We start from the raw sequence: 20,058 nt of genomic DNA, 5'->3' as shown, positions 1-20,058 counted from the left end.
GCGGGCTTTGGGGTCTTGGGGTGTCATGCCACAGGTCAAGGATGGCATGACGTTGCCAGCAGGATGCTCGAGATATCCCGGGCTGATGCTTTAGACCAGCTCGCGTTCTTCTTCTCGTGCACTGCGGCGGTCGCGGGCAACCGCACGGCAGATGACAACCAGTACCGCCAGTGTCAGCACCGGCCAGACCAGGACATAAACAGCGAAGAGTAACGTCATGATGAATGTCTCCTTGTGTTCAGGTGCTATGCATTCGTTGGAGTGGCAGGCCGTGTCTGGATCGAATCAGAGTCACGGCGATTCTCGGCATCCAGCGCTTCATCGTAGTTGCCGACCTTTTCACCGATGGTGGCAAAATCGAAGCGCTCCTGACGACTGGACAGGCTCATCACCACACACACCAGCGTGCTGGTGCCGTAGGCGGTAAGTGAAGCCAGCAGCACGGTGTAATCGCGAAGGAAGCCGGTGGCGAAGATCAGCATGGCAATCATTGCCGCAACACCTGCAATGATGCCGAGTGTGCGTCCGAGGAAGCCAAATACCATCAGGCCGATGATGACACCGCCCCCGATGCAGGCGAGCAACTCGAAGAACAACCCGCTGAGTCCAGTGAGCGGAACCAGTTCAAAGCGCGCAACGCAGAACAGCACCATGGCGACCAGTACCGAGACGGTAAAGGCGGCATTGGTGACCCGATTCCAGAAGCAGCTGGCGATGACAGGGAATACGATAGCCCCCCACAGCGCACCGACGAATACCAGCATCACGAGGATATCCAGTGAGAAACTGGCGAAGGTAATACCGAGCATCGTCGCGACAATCATGGTCACACGACCGATGAGCAGCATGCGTCTGGGGTCTGGCTTGCCGCGGGCGATATTCTTGCCGTAGACATCGGCCATGATGATGGCGGACAGCGCAGATAGATCAGAATCGGCGGTGGACGACAGTGAGCCGATCACCAGAATGAAGAACAGTGCGATGAAGAAGGGCGGCAAGTACTCAGACACCATCTGAGGGATCAGATTGTTCATGTCGCCATTCATGGGCTCGACACCCAGTGTCAGCGCCATCAGGCCGATCATGCCCAGGCCGATGACGATGGCGCCATAGCCTACGGTCGCCGTGATGAAGGTCGGTTTGATGTGGTCTTCATTGACGGCAAAGAGGCGCTGGGAAATGGTCTGGTTACCGATCGCGTAGGCCAGTACAGCCACGAAGAAGGGAGCCCCCTGATTGAGGATGGCATCCATCGAGAAGAAGTCCGCCTGTTGTGGCGTGACATGCTTCAAACCTTCGACGAGCTCTGCAGGCCCCCCCATGGCAAAGAACACCGCGGGTATGATGATGATGGCGATGGTCATCAGGGCGACCAGCTGGGCGAAATCGGTCAAGACCGATGCGCGGAAGCCAGACCAGAAGGTGTAGAAGAGCACCCCTGTCCCCGCCATGATCACGCCCGCCTGGAACGACAGCGGAGACAGCACGGAGACCAGTGCGCCGGCGGCAGTGAAGTTGACCATCAGGCTGATGATGCTGCCTAGCACGTTGGAGAAGGCCAGGATCAGCTGGCTGCTTGAACCGTGTCGCGCATGGATCAGCTCCCCCAGCGTGTGGGCATTGGGGGCAAGCTTGCGGAACCGACGGCCGAAGGGATAGATGAATAGAATCATCAGTGCCCCCCAGAAGCCATAGTGTATCGGGCCAGAGACGCCATAGGTGAAGCCCGAGGTAGCTGCTGCGTAGAACGATGCCGCCCAGATCCAGGTGGCGGTCATGCTCGCAGCGCCCATGCCGAAGCCGACTCTATGGTTGGAGACCATGAATTCGTCAGCATCTTCGGTTTTCTTGCGGATGCTGAGTGTTATCAGATAGGTGCCGCCATAGAAGGCAACCAATAGCAGCACGACAGTCAGCGTCGAGAATTGATATAACGATTCATTGTTCAAGAACGGACCCTCTGTGGGTTAACAGGGCACTGGTCAGCAGCAGAAATCACTGTCGACAGCGACGAGTAATGAGAGGAAGGTTCTTAGCCGTAGACGAATACAGCATTATTTGCACAGGCAACTGAGGTCCTGCGCAGCGCGATATGCCACGTCATTGATTATCGGCAGACTCAGTCGGTAGTGACTGGGCCCTTAGCACTTCCCGTCGAGGAAAGTGGCGGGGGGCGGGCGTCGGGGCATGCATCGTCCTTCATCAGTATAATGAAGTCTCATGATCTTCCTTGTTATTGAGTGTAGCCATCAGCTATGGCGGTTTTTTTAAGCAATATCCTTGGTCTACGGCATACGCTATGCACCCTGAGCGACTGGTCGCCAGGCACGTAAATGTATGCGGAATGTAACAATTATTTTTTCGCATTATGCTTTCCACAAGCAACCATAAATTATTCGTATTGAACTGTCCAATCTGGCCATTTCAAACGCGTTATCTGAAAAGCATTAAGCGGTATTTAAACTATCATTGCTGGCAAAAAGTCATTGAATCATGGTGGGTCACAAAGGCCGTCCAGTCTCACGGAATGCACGTGTTTCGACGTGCCGTGGATCGTTAGATGCTCGTGAGGTCGTTACAGCCAGGTGGACAAGACGCGCGATCGAATGAAGCGGCTCATCCCGATGCTTAACTTCACACCGCCGTGCGAAATATCAGCCTCCATCCTGTTCCGGGCTTATGAAGAAGCAGCCATGATCAATGGCGCCGACCTGCTGGTCGATGGCGGCTACACCGCGATCTGATGATCCGGCGAGTCCCATTGAGATAGCAGTAGATGTGAAAAAGGCACTGTCGATGACAGTGCCTTTTTTGTGCATATACCTTTTGGGCGCTTTTGGTTATCCTTTTAAATCTTTAATATTTCTCTTTTGATCATTGACCCAGTCTTTGGCATCAATACCCCAGACACCTTTGAATGATTTTAAAAAAATCAATAATATGATCAAAGGCATTATTATGGTTTTTATTAAGAATATAGTCATCAAGTTGATCATGGAGGTTATTGTATGATCTAGCTGTTGGCCTAGCTTTGTTATGTTAGACATGTTTGCTAGGTGACTAAGTTTTTGTTTGGTACTTGATAACCATCCTTCCGAGTCGCCATTGAGTTCCTCTTCTATATCCAATATGTCACTATCGATATTATCTAAATTATCTGTTAGATCTTCTAGCATTGCTATAGAATTTTTGAGATCTTGGTTTGCTAACTCACGATCATTGTCGAGGTCTTTGTATTCCTTGTCGCGGTCAAAAAAGCTGATTTTATCGAGAGTACTTAATTTTTCTTTATACGTATTCAGTGTGCTCTGTGTTTTATTGAAATCATTTTGCTTTTCAATAATATCTGATTGTACAGTTGTAAGTTCAGCAATGATGATCGATTTTTTGTTTGTCAAGCTAGCTAAATCATTTTCAAGTTTTTTATTTTCCTCAATCGTTAGCGAATCCTCTTGTTTTTTTGATTGGTTTTCAATATCCGTATCGACGATATCTTTTACGCCACCAAGTGCTATATTTTCTTTTTCAGCATAATCATCTACAAAAGCCTGACTCACTATTCCATTCATTAGTACGACCAATACGATTATAATCCTGAGGAATGCCATAGAGGCAAAAATCTTAAATAGGAAATTGGTCATTATTCTCTGTCTAGTAACTATTGCAACTGCAAATGCTAGCCCTGTGATTGTCAATATTGTTTTAAAAATAGTGGTGGAAGAAATTTCAATCAGCATCTTTTGACCAAAAAGGGATGCGATAGAGATTTTCATTATTTCCGAATATTGTTCAACAGCATCATTGATCGGGTCTAGCAACTGTCCTACTTGCAGTGATGCACCCACACCTAGTGAGAATTCGAATTGTGCTGTTTGTATCACTGATACAAAAGCATTGATTATTTTGGCAATACCGAATGCCGCCAAAGACTGATTGGTTGCTGAATCAATATAGTTCAAGGCTAATTTGTCGAGGTAACCAATCCAAGAAATAAAAATCACAAAAAATATAATAGCGAGAGTTATGTTCCTATGTTGGTTGTTTGTATCTATAGCCAGTGGTTGTTCTATTGACATTTCGTTCCCTTTCATTTTGTACTCTCTTATATTTATGGAGGTTTCTAACTTTGAAATTAGCACGACTGAAACTTTTTTTCATAGAAAATTTATAAGTGAAATACTGGTATAGATTAAGGTGTATCTAATTTACTGGTGATTTTTAATATCCAATTCCCCCTCTGCCCTGTGGCTCAACGTGTTAGGCAATGTAATGCAAGGCAAGACGCCGCGCCTCAAAATCTGGATAATGGCCCCATCGCGTAGCCGCCTTCGAGGCGCGCATGCTCATACTCTTCACAGCGGTGCATCGTTCATGGAAATCAAGGTCAACTTTCTCGACAACCTGAGGCTCGAGGCGAAATTCGATGACTTCACGGTCATCACCGATCAGCCCATTCGTTACAAGGGTGATGGTTCGGCACCGAGCCCGTTCGACTACTTCCTTGCATCGTCAGCGCTGTGCGCGGCGTACTTCGTGAAGGTGTACTGCGTGGCGCGGGACATTCCGACCGAGAACATTCGTTTGTCGCAGAACAATATCGTCGATCCGGAGAACCGCTATAACCAGATCTTCAAAATTCAGGTTGAGCTGCCGGAAGAACTGTCGGACAAAGACCGCCAAGGCATCCTGCGTTCCATCGAGCGCTGCACTGTGAAGAAGGTCGTCCAGACGGGGCCGGGCTTTGAGATCGAGACAGTCGATAACCTCGATGAAGATGCACAGGCACTGCTGATGGCGGAGCCGCCGGAAGGGCAGAGTACCTGGATAGAAGGCAAGGACCTGCCGCTGGAGCAGACCATCGCCAACATGACCGGTCTGTTGAATGACCTTGGCATGAAGATCGAGATCGCCTCCTGGCGCAACATCGTGCCGCATATCTGGTCGCTGCACATTCGTGATGCCGCGTCGCCGATGTGCTTCACCAATGGCAAAGGCTCGACCAAGGAGAGCGCACTGTGTTCGGCGCTGGGCGAGTTCATCGAGCGTCTGAGCTGCAACTTCTTCTACAACGACCAGTTCTTCGGCGAAGCGATCGCTGACAGCGAATTCGTGCATTATCCAAACGAGAAGTGGTTCCAGCCGGGTCCGAAAGATGAAATCCCACAAGGCGTGCTGGATGATTACTGCTTGGAGATCTTCAATCCCGACGGTGAGCTGGGTGGCTCCAATCTGATCGACACCAACTCCGGGCGTGCGGATCGTGGCATCGTGTCACTGCCGTTCGAGCGCAAGTCAGATGGCGAGACGGTTTACTTCCCGTCCAATCTGATCGAGAACCTGTATCTGAGTAACGGCATGAGTGCGGGTAATACCCTGCCGGAAGCGCAGGTGCAGTGTCTCTCGGAGATCTTTGAGCGAGCCGTGAAGCGCGAGATTCTCGAACAGGAGCTGACGCTGCCAGATGTGCCGCAAGAGGTGCTGGCCAAGTTCCCCGAGATCGTCGAGGGCGTCGAGGCGCTCGAGGCACAGGGCTTCCCGATTCTGGTCAAGGATGCCTCGCTGGGCGGACAGTTCCCGGTCGCATGCGTCACATTGATGAACCCGAAGACTGGCGGTGTGTTCGCCTCCTTCGGCGCGCATCCAAGCTTTGAAGTCGCCATTGAGCGTAGCCTGACCGAGCTGATGCAGGGTCGTAGCTTTGAAGGGCTCAACGACTTCATGCCGCCGACTTTCAGCTCGCATGCGGTTTCCGAGCCGAACAACTTCGTCGAGCACTTCATCGACTCTTCCGGCCTTGTCTCGTGGCGTTTCTTCAGCTCGAAGACGGATATTGAATTCGTCGAGTGGGATTTCTCCGGCACCAATGACGAAGAAGTCGCCAATCTGTTTGGTATCCTTGAAGAGAGCGGCAAGGAATCCTATATGGCCGTGCACGAGGATCTCGCGCGCCGGTCTGCCGTATTCTGGTGCCGGGCTATTCTGAGGTCTATCCGGTCGAAGACCTGGTGTGGGACAACACCAACATGGCGTTGGACTATCGCGAAGATATCCTCAATCTACATCGTCTTGATGATGAGCAGCTGTCGGATCTTTCGGAGCGTCTGGAGGAAAGCCAGCTTGATGATCATATGGACATCAAGACGCTGATCGGCATCGAATTCGACGAGAATACCGTGTGGGGTCAGCTGACAATTCTTGAGCTGAAGCTGATGATCGATCTCGCGCTGGGCCTGCATGAAGACGCGCTGGATCGCGTCGAAATGTTCCTGCAGTACAACGACAACACCGTCGTGCGTGGTCTTTATTATCAGGCCACGAAAGCAGTGCTGGAGATTACCCTCGATGACGAGCTGGAGCTGGAAGATTACCTCTACAACTTCCGCCGCATGTTCGGTGAAGAGACGATAGCGGCGGTTGTCGGCTCTGTGGAAGGTGAGGTTCGCTTCTATGGTCTTGAGCCGACCAACATGCAGCTGGAAGGTCTTGATCGTCACCAACGTCTGATCGAAAGCTATCAGAAGCTGCACGCGCATCGTGCTGCATTGGCCGCCAAGCAGTCATGATGGGCTAATATCGTCGTGAAAAACCCTCCTTTATCTGCCGGTAAAGGAGGGTTTTCGTGTCTGGGCGTGTAGAAACTTCTCGACCGCATTGGCGAGGCATTGTCAGACGACCGGTAGCATCGATTCTGGTATATTCAATACTTAAAATATTTCAATGCATGGAGGCATTATGTTACTGGTCGTCGGCTTGGCCCTGAATCTGTTGTTCGTGTTGTTTTTCCCGCAAATTGCAGCAGATAGAGACATGTCGGGAGATACTGCATTCGTCTTCCAGATGTCGCTGTTCGCCAGCTGGTGCATCAGTGTATTTGGCGCTGCCTTGCTGAAAGTCGGCAAGCACAAGGCCGGTTTCATTCTGGTGGCAATCGGTAGTCTGTTGTTCGTTCCTCTCGGGCTTGTTGCCATGATCGGTGCACGCAAGTTGAAGGAGAAAGATCAAGGGTCGTCTCTTGAAGCGCGTCGCGAAGCCTTGGCGAACGCTGACAAGGACGCTGCATGAGCACTCAGGTTACAACGGCGGAGCCGCTCGATTTCTATGCGGACAAGCACTCGCGAATGAACATGACATTGGCCTGGATTGCGCTGGCAATTCTTGTCGTGGTGTTTCTGTTCACTATATCCCAGAACATGACTAGCTCTGGTTTCGCGCCGCTCGTCATGGCTATCGTCATCTGCTTCATGCATGGCAATGCCTACAAGAAAAAACCAGCGGCTATCCTGGAGACAGATCACGTGTCGTTGCTGCTCAATCCTCTGGCGGGGCGCAAGCTGGCACTCTACAAGGAAGTGACCGGTCTGACGCTCAAGAAGGGGAAGGTATGCATCATCAAGTATGTGCAATCTGATGATGCCAAGTCGCGCGAAAAGACACTCAAGCTCAGCCTCAACATGTTTGATGAGGGACAACGCAATCCCCTGATGGAAGAGCTTTCGGTGCGTACCGGGTGCGATATCCTTCGCTCATAAGGAAAGAGGGAGGGGGCTGTCAGAACGTTTCTTTCGCGAAAGTCCTTGATGGCTTGGAAGGAGTGTCTGGTATTGGGACAGCCTCCACAAAAAGCGCCCGCATAAGCGGCGCTTTTTGTGGTTATTTCGCGACCTGGTGAGCCATCCATGCTCGGAAGCCATACTGCCATGGAGGTAGTTGATCACTTCGCTCCACCCGGTTTTTCAAGGCACCCAAACCAGGGGTAGAAATAGTGACCGTATCACCAAGGTGGTGAGTGAAGCCTTGTCCTGTACCATCACGGTCCTGAATGGGGGAGAACATGGTGCCGAGAAATAACATGAATCCATCGGGATACTGATGATGTGCACCGACCGTTTGTGCGATTAGCTCTTCAGGATCACGACTGATTTCGCGCATGTCACTGGAGTCCTCAAGCATGAAGTTATCATCCTTCCCTTCGACACGTAGACTCACGAGCGCAGATCGCACATCGTCCATGCTGAAATGTTCATCGAAGAGGCGAATGAACGGACCAATAGCGCAAGAGGCGTTATTGTCCTTGGCCTTACCCAGTAGTAGAGCGCTCCGGCCCTCTACATCACGTAAGTTGACGTCGTTGCCCAGCGTTGCGCCTTTGGCATGACCGTGCGAGTCCACTGCTAGCACTATTTCTGGCTCAGGGTTATTCCAGTGTGAGCTTGGATGTAGCCCGACCGAAGCGCCGAAGCCCATTGATGATAGCGGCTGGGACTTGGTGAAGACTTCGGCGTCTGGTCCTATGCCTACTTCCATGTATTGAGACCAGGCGCCGCGCTCCTGAAGCTCCTTCTTTAGTGTCATTGCGGCATCAGAACCCGGAACGATTTTCGACAGATCAGTGCCAATGAGATGCTTGAGCTCTTCACGTAATTCATTGGCACGTGCCGGATCTCCTCCTGCATTTTCCTCGATGACACGTTCCATCAGACTGACGGCAAAGGTTACACCACAGGCTTTTATTGCCTGTAAATCACAAGGCGCCAGTAAATAAGGAGGGGTCGCGGGGGATGAGAGAGAGTTACTGAAAAGAGTATCGATATCACAAAGGGTCTCACCCTGTGCGCAGGCCGCGAGAGAGCTGGCATTCTCGTGATCAAGTAGATCTGCCATCACGTTGACAGTGGCTGAAATGTCAATAACCTCACGGTCACGAACTACCACGATGCCAGGGCCCCGCTTCTCGCTACGCCAGACACGACCCACAAGCAAGGCACGTTCATGGTCTTGGGGTAGTAGAGAAATATCCCTATTTATAGTCTTAGCACTAAACATGAAGCCTTTTCCTTTTGAGATGAATAGTCAGAAGAGTGTGATGGCTAATCATGTGTCGCTGGCAGTATCCGACCTGGCGACATCATGCCTCTGGGATCAATCTGGCGTTTTATACCGCGCATTATTTCGTGTTCGGGTGCTGTCAGTGTTTCCAGGAAGGGGGCTTGTTTGGCTCGACCGATGCCATGTTCTGCGCTGATGCTGCCAGAAAACTCGGCGACTATATCGAATAGCTGAAGCTCGAGTTCGTGCAGTAAACTGCGCTTGGCCTCTTGTTCGAGAGTCGGGGGTGGCAAGACATTGAAATGAAGATTTCCATCTCCGACATGCCCATAAGCAATCACCGTACACTCAGGAGATGTTTCTTCCATGGATAACTGCGCTCGGTGGTGGAATTCGGACAATGCTGATAGGGGCAGTGATACATCGGTTCGCAAATGTTCTCCGCGTCGTTGTTGTCCCTCAAGCATGGCTTCACGAATTCTCCAGAGCTGCTTGGCCTGATGATCGCTGGTCGCCAAGACACCATCGTTGATCCATCCGTTCTCGATACCGATCTCGAACAGAGCTTCTATCATGCCATCCAGATTTACCGGACCGCTGGCCGCGACCTCCATCAGAATATAGACAGGGTGCCCCTCATCAAGAGGGTCTGGAAGGTCGGGGGCGACCTCAATGGCGAGTTCGAGGCAGATGCGGGGGATCAACTCGAAAGCGCTCAATAGGTCGCAGCAGCTACGGCGTGATTGAGCATAGAGCTTGAGTACAGACTCTACATCCGGGCAGCCGATCAGCGCAGTACGCGTCACTTGCGGGCGGGGAAACAGCTTGATCACGGCACCGGTCACGATGCCAAGCGTGCCCTCGGCACCAATGAACAGCTGCTTCAGATCGTAGCCTGTATTGTTCTTGTGCAGCGCTTTCATGTCGCAGAGCAGGCGCCCGTCAGGTAGCGCCACTTCCACCCCTAGTACTAGCTGGCGCATCATTCCATAGCGCAGCACGTTTAGACCACCTGCGTTGGTGGCAATATTCCCCCCTATCTGACAGCTTCCCTGTGCCCCGAGTGTGAGAGGAAAGAAGCAGTCTTCCGCTTCGGCAGCGTCCTTGATGGTTTGCAATATGCATCCGGCATCAACACTCATGCTGAAATTGATAGGATCCACGTGACGAATTCCATTCAGACGCTCAAGGCTGATCACCAGCTCTGGCGTGTCCCTGTCCGGCAGTGCGGCTTCCACCAATCCACTTCCTCCGCCCTGAGGAACAACAGGAATATCATTTCGGTGGCAATATCCCAGAATTTCGGCTACCTGCTCTGGAGTCGCTGGGCGAGCGACTGCCAAGGGAATACCGCCCTGCGCGCCGGCCCAATCAATCCGGTAGCGCGCGATATCAACATCATCACAAAGGACTCCAGAAGGTCCCAGCGTAGTGGTAAGAAAGGTAAGCAACTCATCGTGTGCGGTCATGATGTGGCCCCATTGAGCATGACTGAGCAATTACCTTTTGATGATGCAAGGTGATGCCCGTCTACGTGAATATGTGCCGAATTCATCTGAGTCCAGTAGTGAATTTCTGAGTTCAGAGCGGCCAGGAATATTGCGGCAGAATTCGAAGGATCTATCGGAACCACAACACCACCCCCGGGAATAGCAGGAAGACTGCCAATAGCCCGACAAGTGTGAAATAGAAGGGCATGAGACTCTTTACCAGGCTTTCCATGCCGACTTTTCCGACGCCACAGCCAACGTACAATACGGTGCCAACAGGCGGTGTGATCAGGCCAATGCCAAGAATGAATGACATCAGGACACCGAAGTAAACAGGATCAATGCCAAGCTTGACGACGACTGGTGTCATCAGCGGAGCCAGGATGACCATTGCTGGCGTTAAATCCATGAAGAAACCCACTACCAGCAGGAAGGCAGAGAGTATCAGGAGCAGGAGGAGCCTATTCTCGGTGATGGTCGATAGACTGGTAACAAGCTGCTGAGGAATCATGTTCGCTGTCAGCAACCAGGCCAGCACACTGGCGAAGGCGAGTAGTAGCATCACCACGCCTGTCAGCCTGCCGGTGGCAGCACATAGAGAGAAAAAGCGTTTGAGGCTAAGGCTGCGATAGACAAAAAACGACACGGCAAAGGCATAGACCAGTGCAATGGCGGCGCTTTCTGTCGGAGTGAAGACTCCCGTGAGAATGCCACCGACGATGATGATAGGAAGAAGCAATGCCAGAACTGCATCCTTGAGCGCGTCCTTGAGCTCAGGGAACGAGAAGGGTTGTCCGCGGCCATTCTTGCGTGATTGCACATAAGTCGTGGCGGCAAGGCCCAGGGTAATCAGAATGCCAGGGACGATACCTGCGAGAAACAATTGTGAAATCGAGGTGTTGGTGACCACGCCGAAGAGAATCATTGGGATAGAAGGAGGGATGATGATGCCAACGACGGAAGCCGCAACTACGATGGCAGTGGCGAGCGGGGCGCTATAGTGGTGCCGTTTCATGGGTTCGATCATCATGCTACCTACGGCAGAGGCATCTGCTACTGCTGAACCACTGATTCCACCGAAGAACATCGATGTCATCACTGCCACCTGACCGAGTCCCCCTGCGACAAAGCCGACCAAGGCGCTCGCCAGGCGTACCAATCGCGTAGCAATCCCTCCTTCACTCATCACTTCACCGACGAGAATGAACAATGGAATGGCGAGTAGTGGAAAGGAGTCGAGTCCATTGACGGCTTGAGCCACAATTGGTGACAACGAATAGTCGGCGTAGAAGAAGATGAACAGGCTAATGGCGCCAAGGCCGAAAGAGATCGGCATACCGATCACGATGCAGATGGCCAGACCGATCAGAATACTCCAAAGAATCATGTTGCTTGTCTCCGCAGTAGCTCGATAAGCGCGAGTGTGTTGGCAATCAGAGTGAGGATTGCCATGACAGGCATGGCGCTATAAAGCCATGTCTTGGGAATACCCAGCATTGGTGTGGCACTCGTATAGCCTGAGATCAGATCCGTGAATCCGACCAATATGCAAATGCACACTACATAAATAATGGCAATGGCCATGAGCTCAAGCAGCTTGCGTATACCGGAAGGAGCGAGCTCCTTGAAGTAAGTCACCGCTACATGCTCTCGTTCGAGGCTGCCGAGTCCGGCACCGAGCAGGACAAGCCAGATGAACAGTACGCGTGACATCTCTTCGGCCCACTCGTATGACGTGTTGAGTACGAAGCGACCGAAAACATTGGCGGTAACGCAAAACACGACCCCGATGACAAGGAGTCCGACAGATATCCTCAGGGTGGTGGTGATGTACCTCAACCAAGCTGGGGCTGTTGTCTGTAACGACATGAGTCACCTCCCTGGTGACGCGCCCTGCGTTGCCGCGAAATATGGCAATACAGGGCGCTTTGGGTAGAAGGGACTACTGTGAAACTGCGCGGATATCGTCTATCAACTTACCGCCAATCTTTTCACGCCAGTCGTCATAGACGGGAGCTAAGCTGTTCTGGAATGTCGCGACTTGTTCAGGTGTGAGCTCCGTTATTTTCATGCCTTCATCGATCAATTCCTGCTTGATCTGGACATTCATGGAGCGACTCACCTCGCGCTCATAGTCACCCATCTGCTGAGATGCTTCCGTCACCAGTTGCTGGTAGCCATCGGGAAGTTTTTTCCAGAAGCGTTCGGATACCAGCGTGATGAAGGGGGTGTATACGTGGTTCGACTCAGTGGCATAGCCTGGACTTCGTTGAATTTTGAGGACTGGATAGTGATCCAGGGATTTTCTTGTCCATCCACCACACCTTGCTCAAGTGCCGTGAAGAGTTCAGCAAAGGACATGGGAGTCGGATTGGCACCAAGGGTGCGCCAGATATCCAGATGAATCGGATTCTGCATGGTGCGGACCTTGAGGCCACCAAGATCACCAGGAGTCGTCACGGCCTGTTTGCTATTGGTCAATTGGCGATAGCCATTCTCTGCCCACCCGATGGCGACCAGACCATTCGTGCTAGCAGTTTCCAGCATGCGATCGCCAATCTCTCCATCCAGTACTTCATCTGCGACTTCTGGCGTGGGGAACAGGAATGGAAGATCGAATACGGCAAACTGAGGAAACATACTGACCAAGGGTGAGGTAGAAGGTGCCGTCATCTCCAGGGTGCCCGCCTGCAACGCGCTGACAGCCTGCAAGTCATCGCCAAGCTGAGCGCTGTGAAAAAGCTCGACCTGGATATGGCCCTCACTTCTTTTCTCGACAATATCCTCAAAATATTCCAGTCCACGATATTGTGCACTGGACTGTGTGGTACCTATGCTGAATTTCAACGTGTAGTCATCGCCATCACCTTGAACCACTGCTCCTTGTACTTCTGGAATGACGGGCATCTCTGTAGCGGCCTGTGCTGTCAATGATGTACTGGATAGTACAAGTGAGCTGATAGCAATCATCATAGATTTTCGAGATAATCGTGAGTTTTTATTTTCTTTACCGTGAAATGAATTGGCATTTTTGGCGCAATGGCTTGTAATTGTTGTCATGCATTTTCTCCATAATGATAGGCCTAATGGGATTGGACTATCGTGGAATATCATAGTTTTAACATTCTTTTTTACGATGTTTAATGGATAGGTATTTATGGCAGATATGATTGGGTTTATTGCCACGCTTGTCCATCAGGAAATGTATAATTTATCCTAGAGTCGGGCTTCATGGTGATGCTGTACCCTGGTGAATCAGGGACAAGATAGTGACCAGATCTAATTTGTACTGGATCTACAAAATGATCATGAAGGTGATCGACATATTCGAGAAGACGACCATCGAGTGAGCCAGATATGGCGATATAGTCGAACATTGAAATATGTTGAGTATATTCACATAGGCCCACGCCACCACCATGAGGACACACTGGGACATCGAACTTTGCGGCCAGGAGCAACACAATGATGACTTCGTTTAGGCCACCCATCCGAGCAGCATCAAGCTGACAGTAATCTATAGCCTCGGCCTGCATAAGCTGTTTGAACATCACGCGATTATGGCAATGCTCACCAGTAGCAACACCGATATTTCCGAGGCGGCGGCGAATTTCAGCATGCCCAAGTATATCGTCAGGACTTGTGGGCTCCTCGATCCAATGAGGATTGTACTCAGCCAATCGACGCATGTTGACGATGGATTCATCGACATCCCACATCTGATTCGCATCCATCATCAGAGTACGTTCTTCACCGATTTCCTCGCGCAATATGGCAGCGCGGCGACGGTCTTCCTCAATGTCTCCACCCACTTTCTGCTTGAAGTGTTGCCAACCATCATCAATGGCTTCACGACATAGCCGTCGCATCTTGTCTTCTGAATAACCTAACCAGCCAGCCGAAGTGGTATAGGCCGGATAGCCATTTTTCCGAAGCTCGGCCTCACGTTCGGCTTTACCCGATTCACGACGCTTGAGTATCGATATTGCTTCTTCAGGTGTCAGGGCATCGGTGACAAACCGAAAGTCCAGGCAGTTGACGAGCTGCTCAGGGCTCATGTCGGCCAGAAGCTTCCAGACAGGTTTACTTTCACGTTTGGCCCATAGATCCCAAATGGCATTGATCATGGCGGCGGATGCCAGGTGGATGACACCTTTCTCAGGACCTAGCCAACGTAGCTGGCTATCACCACTCGTGAGTTCACGCCAGAATTCCCCCATACGCTGGGTAATGTCTTCGAGTCGTTGCCCCGTCAGGCGTGAAGCTAGAGAGTTCACGGCTGCTACGCAGATCTCGTTGCCTCGTCCGATAGTGAAGGTAAGGCCGTGTCCGGTGACATCCTCACCCTGATCGGTATGAAGAATCACATAAGTGGCGGAGTAATCCGGTGCTGCATTCATGGCATCAGAACCGTCAAGGTCCCGAGAGGTTGGGAAACGAATATCAAGTGCTTCAACGCGAGTAATAATTGTCATTCTAGTGAGTGTCCTATTGTTTTTTGATCCTGATGTTCTGGCTGTTTGAATAAGTTACGAACTCAAAAGCATGCTTTTTCGAGCATGATATATTTCTACGTCTGATAGACTTTGGTGCCATTGTGATAAATTATTCTTACGATATATCACCGATGAAATCTATGAGTTTCGTAGAATGTATTTTGCTCATTTTCTTTCTATTGAATATTTTTATCAGAGAATTTTTCATGGATTTTTCAAGTTTGTTTTTCACTGACAAGTCAGTGTATGTAAATAGTAAAAGATTCCGCCAATGGTTTTTTTTGCCTAGGCGATAACGTCAGGTTATCATCAGGTTTTAGTCCTCGAAGATAAGGTGTTTCATGTCTAATGACAGTGGTTCTCACGTGAGAAGTTGGCTGAGATTGAAGCATTTGGTGGCGCTAGTTTCCTTGGACGAAAGTCGGAATATGCATGCTGCGGCGCGACAGATGAATATCAGTCAGCCTGCCGTAAGTAAAATGCTTAAAGATATAGAAGGGTTTCTTGGGACCGCGCTATTTGTCAGAGATGTTGGAAGAATAGAGACTACTCAGGCGGGAGGGCGAGTGCTCCAGTATGCTCGACGTGTACTCAATGATACCAATCGATTGATGGATGATCTTGTGTCACTGAGAGAAGGGGGATGTGGGAAATTGATGGTAGGGTCTGTACCAGGTGCCGCTCCTGTCATGCTGCCGCATGCCATGTCCATTCTGAAGGAGACGCGTCCACAGTTGGCAATCAGTCTTCTCGAGAATTCCAGTGACCGACTGCTTGTTGATCTGGAGTATGGCTTGCTAGATGTCGTGATAGGGCGCTATACAGAACACTCCCAGCGTCATCTTTTCGATTTTCATCGTCTTAAAGAAGAGCCGGTATCAGTGGTGGTAAGACCTGACCATCCACTATGTCAGGAAGTTCCAACATTATCTGATGTCGTCAGATGGCCATGGGTATTACACCCGATGACCAGTCCGATGCGCGGGCTTTTCGAGGCAGCCCTCGCTGAAGCAGGTGTGCCTTCGCCTCGAAATGTCATTGAAACGACATCGACACAGGCATCTCTTCAGCTGATAGCATCCTCGGATACCCTGTCCGTATTACCGAGCTCGGTATTGAAGACATTATTCGTCGAAGGAAAATTTGCGACATTGCCACTAGTTATCGGTGACCCACTCGGATACTACGGTGTGATGACTCGACGTGATGAGCCTCATACTGAAATCATGTCTGATTTTATAGCGGCGCTTGTTTCATCATCGGATTAGGGAGGTTGGGTGTGGTTGATACGTTACATTGATGTTTCTTTCTACTGTTTTGACACGCCATTAATGTGGAGTGAGATGATAAGTTATGATGAGATATTCATTGTTTCAGCTATGGTTTCAGTAGAGAAATACCAAGTCTATTAAGGGAGAGCACTTTATTGATGGAGTGCTCTCCCTCTTATGAGATATCTCTTGCCAGCCAGGCCCTGTTAGATTTCGCGTTTACCGTCCATCAGTCGGCTGACACCCAATGGATTATTATCCTTAAGTGCTTGGGGAAGCAGGTCTTCGGGCAGGTTCTGATAGCACACTGGGCGTAAGAAGCGGTGTATCGCAGCACTTCCTACTGAAGTGGTACGTGAATCTGATGTGGCTGGATAGGGGCCGCCATGAACCATGGCGTGACAGACTTCCACACCTGTTGGCCAGCCATTGACCATGACACGTCCAGCTCGGCGTTCCAGCGTAGGAAGCAGTGAGCGAGCGATATCGATATCTGTATCATCCATCTGAAGAGTTACTGTCAGTTGTCCTTCCAGGTGTTCGGCAACGCGCTTAAGATCGCTGAGGTCAGAGCACTCTACGATCAGTGAAGTAGAGCCGAAGATTTCCTCTTGCAGAGCCTTATCTGCCAAGAAATCGCCAGCATTGGCGATGAAGAGCCCAGTCTGGCATTGGTTGGGCCCTTCGCCAGCCTCGCCATATGCGACGTGTCGAGCATGATTGTTGGAGGCCAGCTTTTCCACTCCCTTGCTGTAAGCATCGTAGATACCTGGTGTCAGCATGGTTTGACCGCCACTCGATTTGATCTCCGTGCTGGCGGCATCAATGAATGCGTCCAGGCCCGCGCTCTTGATGCCGACCACGATCCCCGGCTGGTACAGAATTGTCCGGCGCCCATGTTGAGTGAACCTACAAATGCTTTACCTAGGTCAGGACCGCGAGTCTTGAGTGCTTCCGGTAGCAGGAATACCGGATTGATAGAGCTCATCTCTGCATAGACTGGGATAGGTTCCGAGCGATCTTGCGCGATTCTCATCAGAGCAGTGCCCCCAGAGCGGGAGCCTGTGAAACCTACTGCTTTGATCCGTTTATCACTGACGAGGGCTTGGCCAACGTCAAAGCCAGAGTCATAGATCAGCGAGAAAACTCCTTCGTCGAGTTCACACTCGGATACCGAGGCTTGTATGGCGCGGCCGATCAGTTCAGAGGTGCCAGGATGGGCGGAATGAGCCTTCACTATGACTGGGCAACCTGCGGCGAGCGCCGAGGCTGTATCACCACCGGCAACCGAGAAGGCCAGCGGGAAGTTGCTGGCACCAAATACGGCTACCGGGCCGAGGGAAATATGCCGTTGGCGCAAATCGACGCGCGGCACAGGCTGGCGTTCCGGTAGTGCGGGATCGATGCGCACATCGAGCCACTCCCCGGCGCGCACGATATTGGCAAATAGGCGCAGTTGGTTACATGTTCGCCCACGCTCACCCTCCAGCCTTGCGCGAGGCAGGCCAGATTCTCGCATGGCCCGCTCGATCAGGCTGTCGCCGATGGATTCGATATTTTCTGCAATGGCTTCCAGAAAGGTGGCTCGAGTGTCGAGATCGGTTTCGCTATAGCGATTGGAAGCCTTTTCTGCGAGCTCGCATGCACGTTCGACCTCCGCCTTGCTGCCTGCGTAATAGATTGGCTCCAGACGTTCGCCAGAGGAAGGATCGATTCCTTGGATGACAGAGCCTTGGGTCAAGATGGCTTGACTACCGATGAGTTGCTTGCCTTCGAGGGTCATGATGATTCCTTGGTTAGGGCATGAAAGAGCGCTTAATGCTCAAGGCTGAGTTGGATCACATCAGGAAGCAGAACGGCACAGGTGGGAACGCATCTTGTAGCGTAGATCACGCTTTCGGTGTCACTCCTGCTCCTTATCTGTGCCTGATGACAGTCGCTGCCGGGGTATTTTCTGATCTCACTTTAGCGCCTATTTGAATGGTATGTACAACATACATAAGTATAAGTATGTCATATGAGTGCCCGCGTCTTGCTCAAGTTGCTTACTGGTATCCGAGCTGCTAGCTAACGACTGATAGTATGTTCAACATATACCTTTGTATGGTTTTTTTATTGCCGTCTCTCTCGTAGTGTTGCCACTACCACATCTGATCGCTCAGGATTCTGGCAATGACACATGACGCATCATCAGTGAGTTCATACAAAGTGCCTGCCAGCGGTGACACTCCTGCTAGTACGCCAAGGCTACGTAGCGCTGAGTGGTTTGGTACTGCTGACAAGAATGGCTTCATGTATCGCAGCTGGATGAAGAATCAAGGTATTCCTGATCACGAATTTGAAGGAAAACCGATCATTGGTATTTGCAATACCTTCTCTGAATTGACCCCTTGTAACGCTCACTTTCGCAAGCTCGCCGAACACGTCAAGAAGGGGATTCTGGAGGCAGGCGGCTACCCAGTGGAGTTCCCTGTATTTTCCAATGGGGAATCGAATCTGCGACCAACGGCGATGTTCACGCGGAACTTGGCCAGCATGGACGTCGAGGAGGCCATTCGCGGCAACCCTATGGACGGCGTGGTGCTTCTGGTTGGCTGTGACAAAACCACTCCTGCACTGCTGATGGGGGCGGCCAGTTGCGACTTGCCGACGCTGGTGGTCACTGGCGGTCCGATGCTCAACGGCAAGCACGAAGGACGCGATATCGGCTCCGGCACCGTGGTCTGGAAACTCTCTGAACAGGTCAAGGCTGGCGAGATATCGCTGCATGAATTCATGTCCGCCGAGGCGGGCATGTCACGCTCGGCGGGCACCTGCAACACCATGGGCACTGCCTCGACCATGGCCTGCATGGCGGAGTCTCTCGGAGTCTCGTTGCCCCATAACGCGGCGATTCCCGCGGTTGATTCGCGTCGCTATGTTCTTGCCCACCTATCTGGGAATCGTATCGTCGAGATGGTGCATGAGGACCTGAAGCTCTCGAAGGTATTGACGAAGGAGGCTTTCGAGAACGCTATTCGCACCAACGCAGCCATCGGTGGCTCGACCAATGCAGTGATCCACCTGAAGGCCATCGCTGGACGCATGGGAGTGGGGCTCGAGCTGGATGACTGGAATCGCATCGGCCGTGGCACGCCGACCATCGTCGATCTGCAGCCTTCAGGGCGCTTTTTAATGGAAGAGTTCTACTACGCCGGTGGCTTGCCTGCAGTGTTAAGGCGCCTCGGCGAGGCCGATCGACTTCCCCACAAGAAGGCTTTGACTATCAATGGCAAGACCTTATGGGACAACGTCAGGGATGCGCCGCTGTACAACGATCAGGTAATCCGCTCGCTGGACAATCCACTGGTGGAGGACGGCGGTATGTGCGTACTACGCGGCAATCTGGCGCCAAAGGGGGCTGTGCTGAAGCCGTCGGCGGCAACTCCGGAGCTGATGCACCATCGTGGGCGTGCAGTGGTATTCGAGAATTTCGATGACTATAAGGCGCGTATCAATGATCCGGATCTCGAGGTCGACGAGCACAGCGTTCTGGTGATGAAGCACTGCGGCCCACGTGGATATCACGGTATGGCGGAGGTCGGCAACATGGGCCTGCCTTCGAAACTGCTGGCGAAGGGCGTGACCGATATGGTGCGCATTTCTGATGCCCGGATGAGCGGGACGGCCTACGGCACCGTGGTGCTGCATGTAGCGCCGGAGGCTGCGGCAGGTGGACCTTTGGCCGTCGTGCAAAACGGTGACTGGATTGAACTGGATGCTTATGCCGGAAAGTTGAATCTTGAGGTTGAGGAGGAGGTGTTGGTCCAGCGGCTAGCAGAAGGTGATCCGAGAGCAACCTCCAACCATATTGCCAGCCAGGGCGGTTATCGCCAGTTATATATAGAGCATGTGCTGCAAGCTGATGAAGGCTGTGATTTCGACTTTCTGGTCGGCTGCCGTGGCGCGGATGTGCCGAGGCACTCTCATTAGAAT

At 51.6% G+C, this 20,058-nt stretch carries 13 protein-coding genes and 3 pseudogenes; 6 read left to right on the top strand and 10 right to left on the bottom strand.

Annotated elements, in window-relative coordinates; genetic code table 11:
• Positions 1-90: 90 nt before the first annotated feature.
• Positions 91-219, bottom strand: coding sequence for a putative transporter small subunit (locus BF12_RS22440; protein WP_211242445.1), 129 nt, complete (start codon positions 217-219; stop codon positions 91-93).
• Positions 220-245: 26 nt separating this feature from the next.
• A complete protein-coding gene (locus BF12_RS0112040; RefSeq protein WP_024952494.1) occupies positions 246-1,949 on the bottom strand; it encodes a sodium:solute symporter family protein in 1,704 nt (567 codons plus the stop codon).
• Between the two features lie 636 nt (positions 1,950-2,585).
• Here BF12_RS0112040 and BF12_RS22055 point away from each other — a divergent pair.
• Complete coding sequence (locus tag BF12_RS22055) at positions 2,586-2,744, top strand: SDR family oxidoreductase (RefSeq protein WP_248623693.1); 159 nt, start codon at positions 2,586-2,588, stop codon at positions 2,742-2,744.
• Between the two features lie 96 nt (positions 2,745-2,840).
• Here BF12_RS22055 and BF12_RS0112030 read toward each other — a convergent pair whose 3' ends face one another.
• On the bottom strand, positions 2,841-4,091 hold the full coding sequence (locus tag BF12_RS0112030) for a hypothetical protein (protein WP_024952493.1): 1,251 nt from the start codon (positions 4,089-4,091) through the stop codon (positions 2,841-2,843).
• Positions 4,092-4,371: 280 nt separating this feature from the next.
• Here BF12_RS0112030 and BF12_RS19890 point away from each other — a divergent pair.
• From BF12_RS19890 to BF12_RS0112015, 3 genes and pseudogenes are all read left to right on the top strand, one after another.
• Positions 4,372-6,563, top strand: a pseudogene (locus BF12_RS19890) (OsmC domain/YcaO domain-containing protein).
• Between the two features lie 169 nt (positions 6,564-6,732).
• Positions 6,733-7,062: a hypothetical protein gene (locus BF12_RS0112020; RefSeq protein ID WP_024952492.1), complete on the top strand. Its 330-nt coding sequence runs from the start codon at positions 6,733-6,735 to the stop codon at positions 7,060-7,062.
• Entirely contained in the window at positions 7,059-7,529 is a 471-nt protein-coding gene (locus BF12_RS0112015; protein WP_024952491.1) for a hypothetical protein, read from the top strand. Before BF12_RS0112020 ends, BF12_RS0112015 begins: the two co-directional genes overlap by 4 nt.
• Before the next feature lie 121 nt (positions 7,530-7,650).
• Here the strand turns inward: BF12_RS0112015 and BF12_RS0112010 are convergent, their stop codons facing one another.
• From BF12_RS0112010 to BF12_RS0111985, 6 genes and pseudogenes are all read right to left on the bottom strand, one after another.
• Entirely contained in the window at positions 7,651-8,823 is a 1,173-nt protein-coding gene (locus BF12_RS0112010; RefSeq protein WP_035160058.1) for a fumarylacetoacetate hydrolase family protein, read from the bottom strand.
• Between the two features lie 44 nt (positions 8,824-8,867).
• The gene (locus BF12_RS0112005) at positions 8,868-10,295 is read right to left on the bottom strand and encodes an FAD-binding oxidoreductase (RefSeq protein WP_024952489.1); all 1,428 of its coding nucleotides are present in this window, start codon (positions 10,293-10,295) and stop codon (positions 8,868-8,870) included.
• A 151-nt stretch (positions 10,296-10,446) separates the two neighbouring features.
• Positions 10,447-11,703, bottom strand: coding sequence for a TRAP transporter large permease (locus BF12_RS0112000; protein ID WP_088743381.1), 1,257 nt, complete (start codon positions 11,701-11,703; stop codon positions 10,447-10,449).
• The gene (locus BF12_RS0111995; RefSeq protein WP_024952487.1) at positions 11,700-12,185 is read right to left on the bottom strand and encodes a TRAP transporter small permease; all 486 of its coding nucleotides are present in this window, start codon (positions 12,183-12,185) and stop codon (positions 11,700-11,702) included. The genes BF12_RS0112000 and BF12_RS0111995 overlap by 4 nt, the downstream gene beginning before the upstream one ends.
• A gap of 73 nt (positions 12,186-12,258) precedes the next feature.
• Positions 12,259-13,223: pseudogene (locus BF12_RS19885) on the bottom strand (TRAP transporter substrate-binding protein).
• A 269-nt stretch (positions 13,224-13,492) separates the two neighbouring features.
• Complete coding sequence (locus tag BF12_RS0111985; RefSeq protein ID WP_024952486.1) at positions 13,493-14,791, bottom strand: L-fuconate dehydratase; 1,299 nt, start codon at positions 14,789-14,791, stop codon at positions 13,493-13,495.
• 362 nt (positions 14,792-15,153) lie between these two features.
• Here BF12_RS0111985 and BF12_RS0111980 point away from each other — a divergent pair, with 362 nt between their 5' ends.
• Positions 15,154-16,080 (top strand): LysR substrate-binding domain-containing protein, encoded by a 927-nt coding sequence (locus BF12_RS0111980; protein ID WP_024952485.1) that lies wholly within the window; start codon positions 15,154-15,156, stop codon positions 16,078-16,080.
• Between the two features lie 209 nt (positions 16,081-16,289).
• Here BF12_RS0111980 and BF12_RS19880 read toward each other — a convergent pair.
• Positions 16,290-17,866, bottom strand: a pseudogene (locus BF12_RS19880) (aldehyde dehydrogenase (NADP(+))).
• A gap of 509 nt (positions 17,867-18,375) precedes the next feature.
• Between BF12_RS19880 and BF12_RS0111960 the strand changes: the two are divergent.
• A complete protein-coding gene (locus BF12_RS0111960; protein ID WP_024952484.1) occupies positions 18,376-20,055 on the top strand; it encodes an IlvD/Edd family dehydratase in 1,680 nt (559 codons plus the stop codon).
• The last annotated feature ends 3 nt before the right edge of the window (positions 20,056-20,058 follow it).

The sequence above is a fragment of the Cobetia crustatorum genome, from assembly GCF_000591415.1.
Lineage (GTDB): Bacteria > Pseudomonadota > Gammaproteobacteria > Pseudomonadales > Halomonadaceae > Cobetia > Cobetia crustatorum.
The sequence above is the reverse complement of the archived record's forward strand: the minus strand, read 5'-3'. Positions and strand labels throughout refer to the sequence as shown.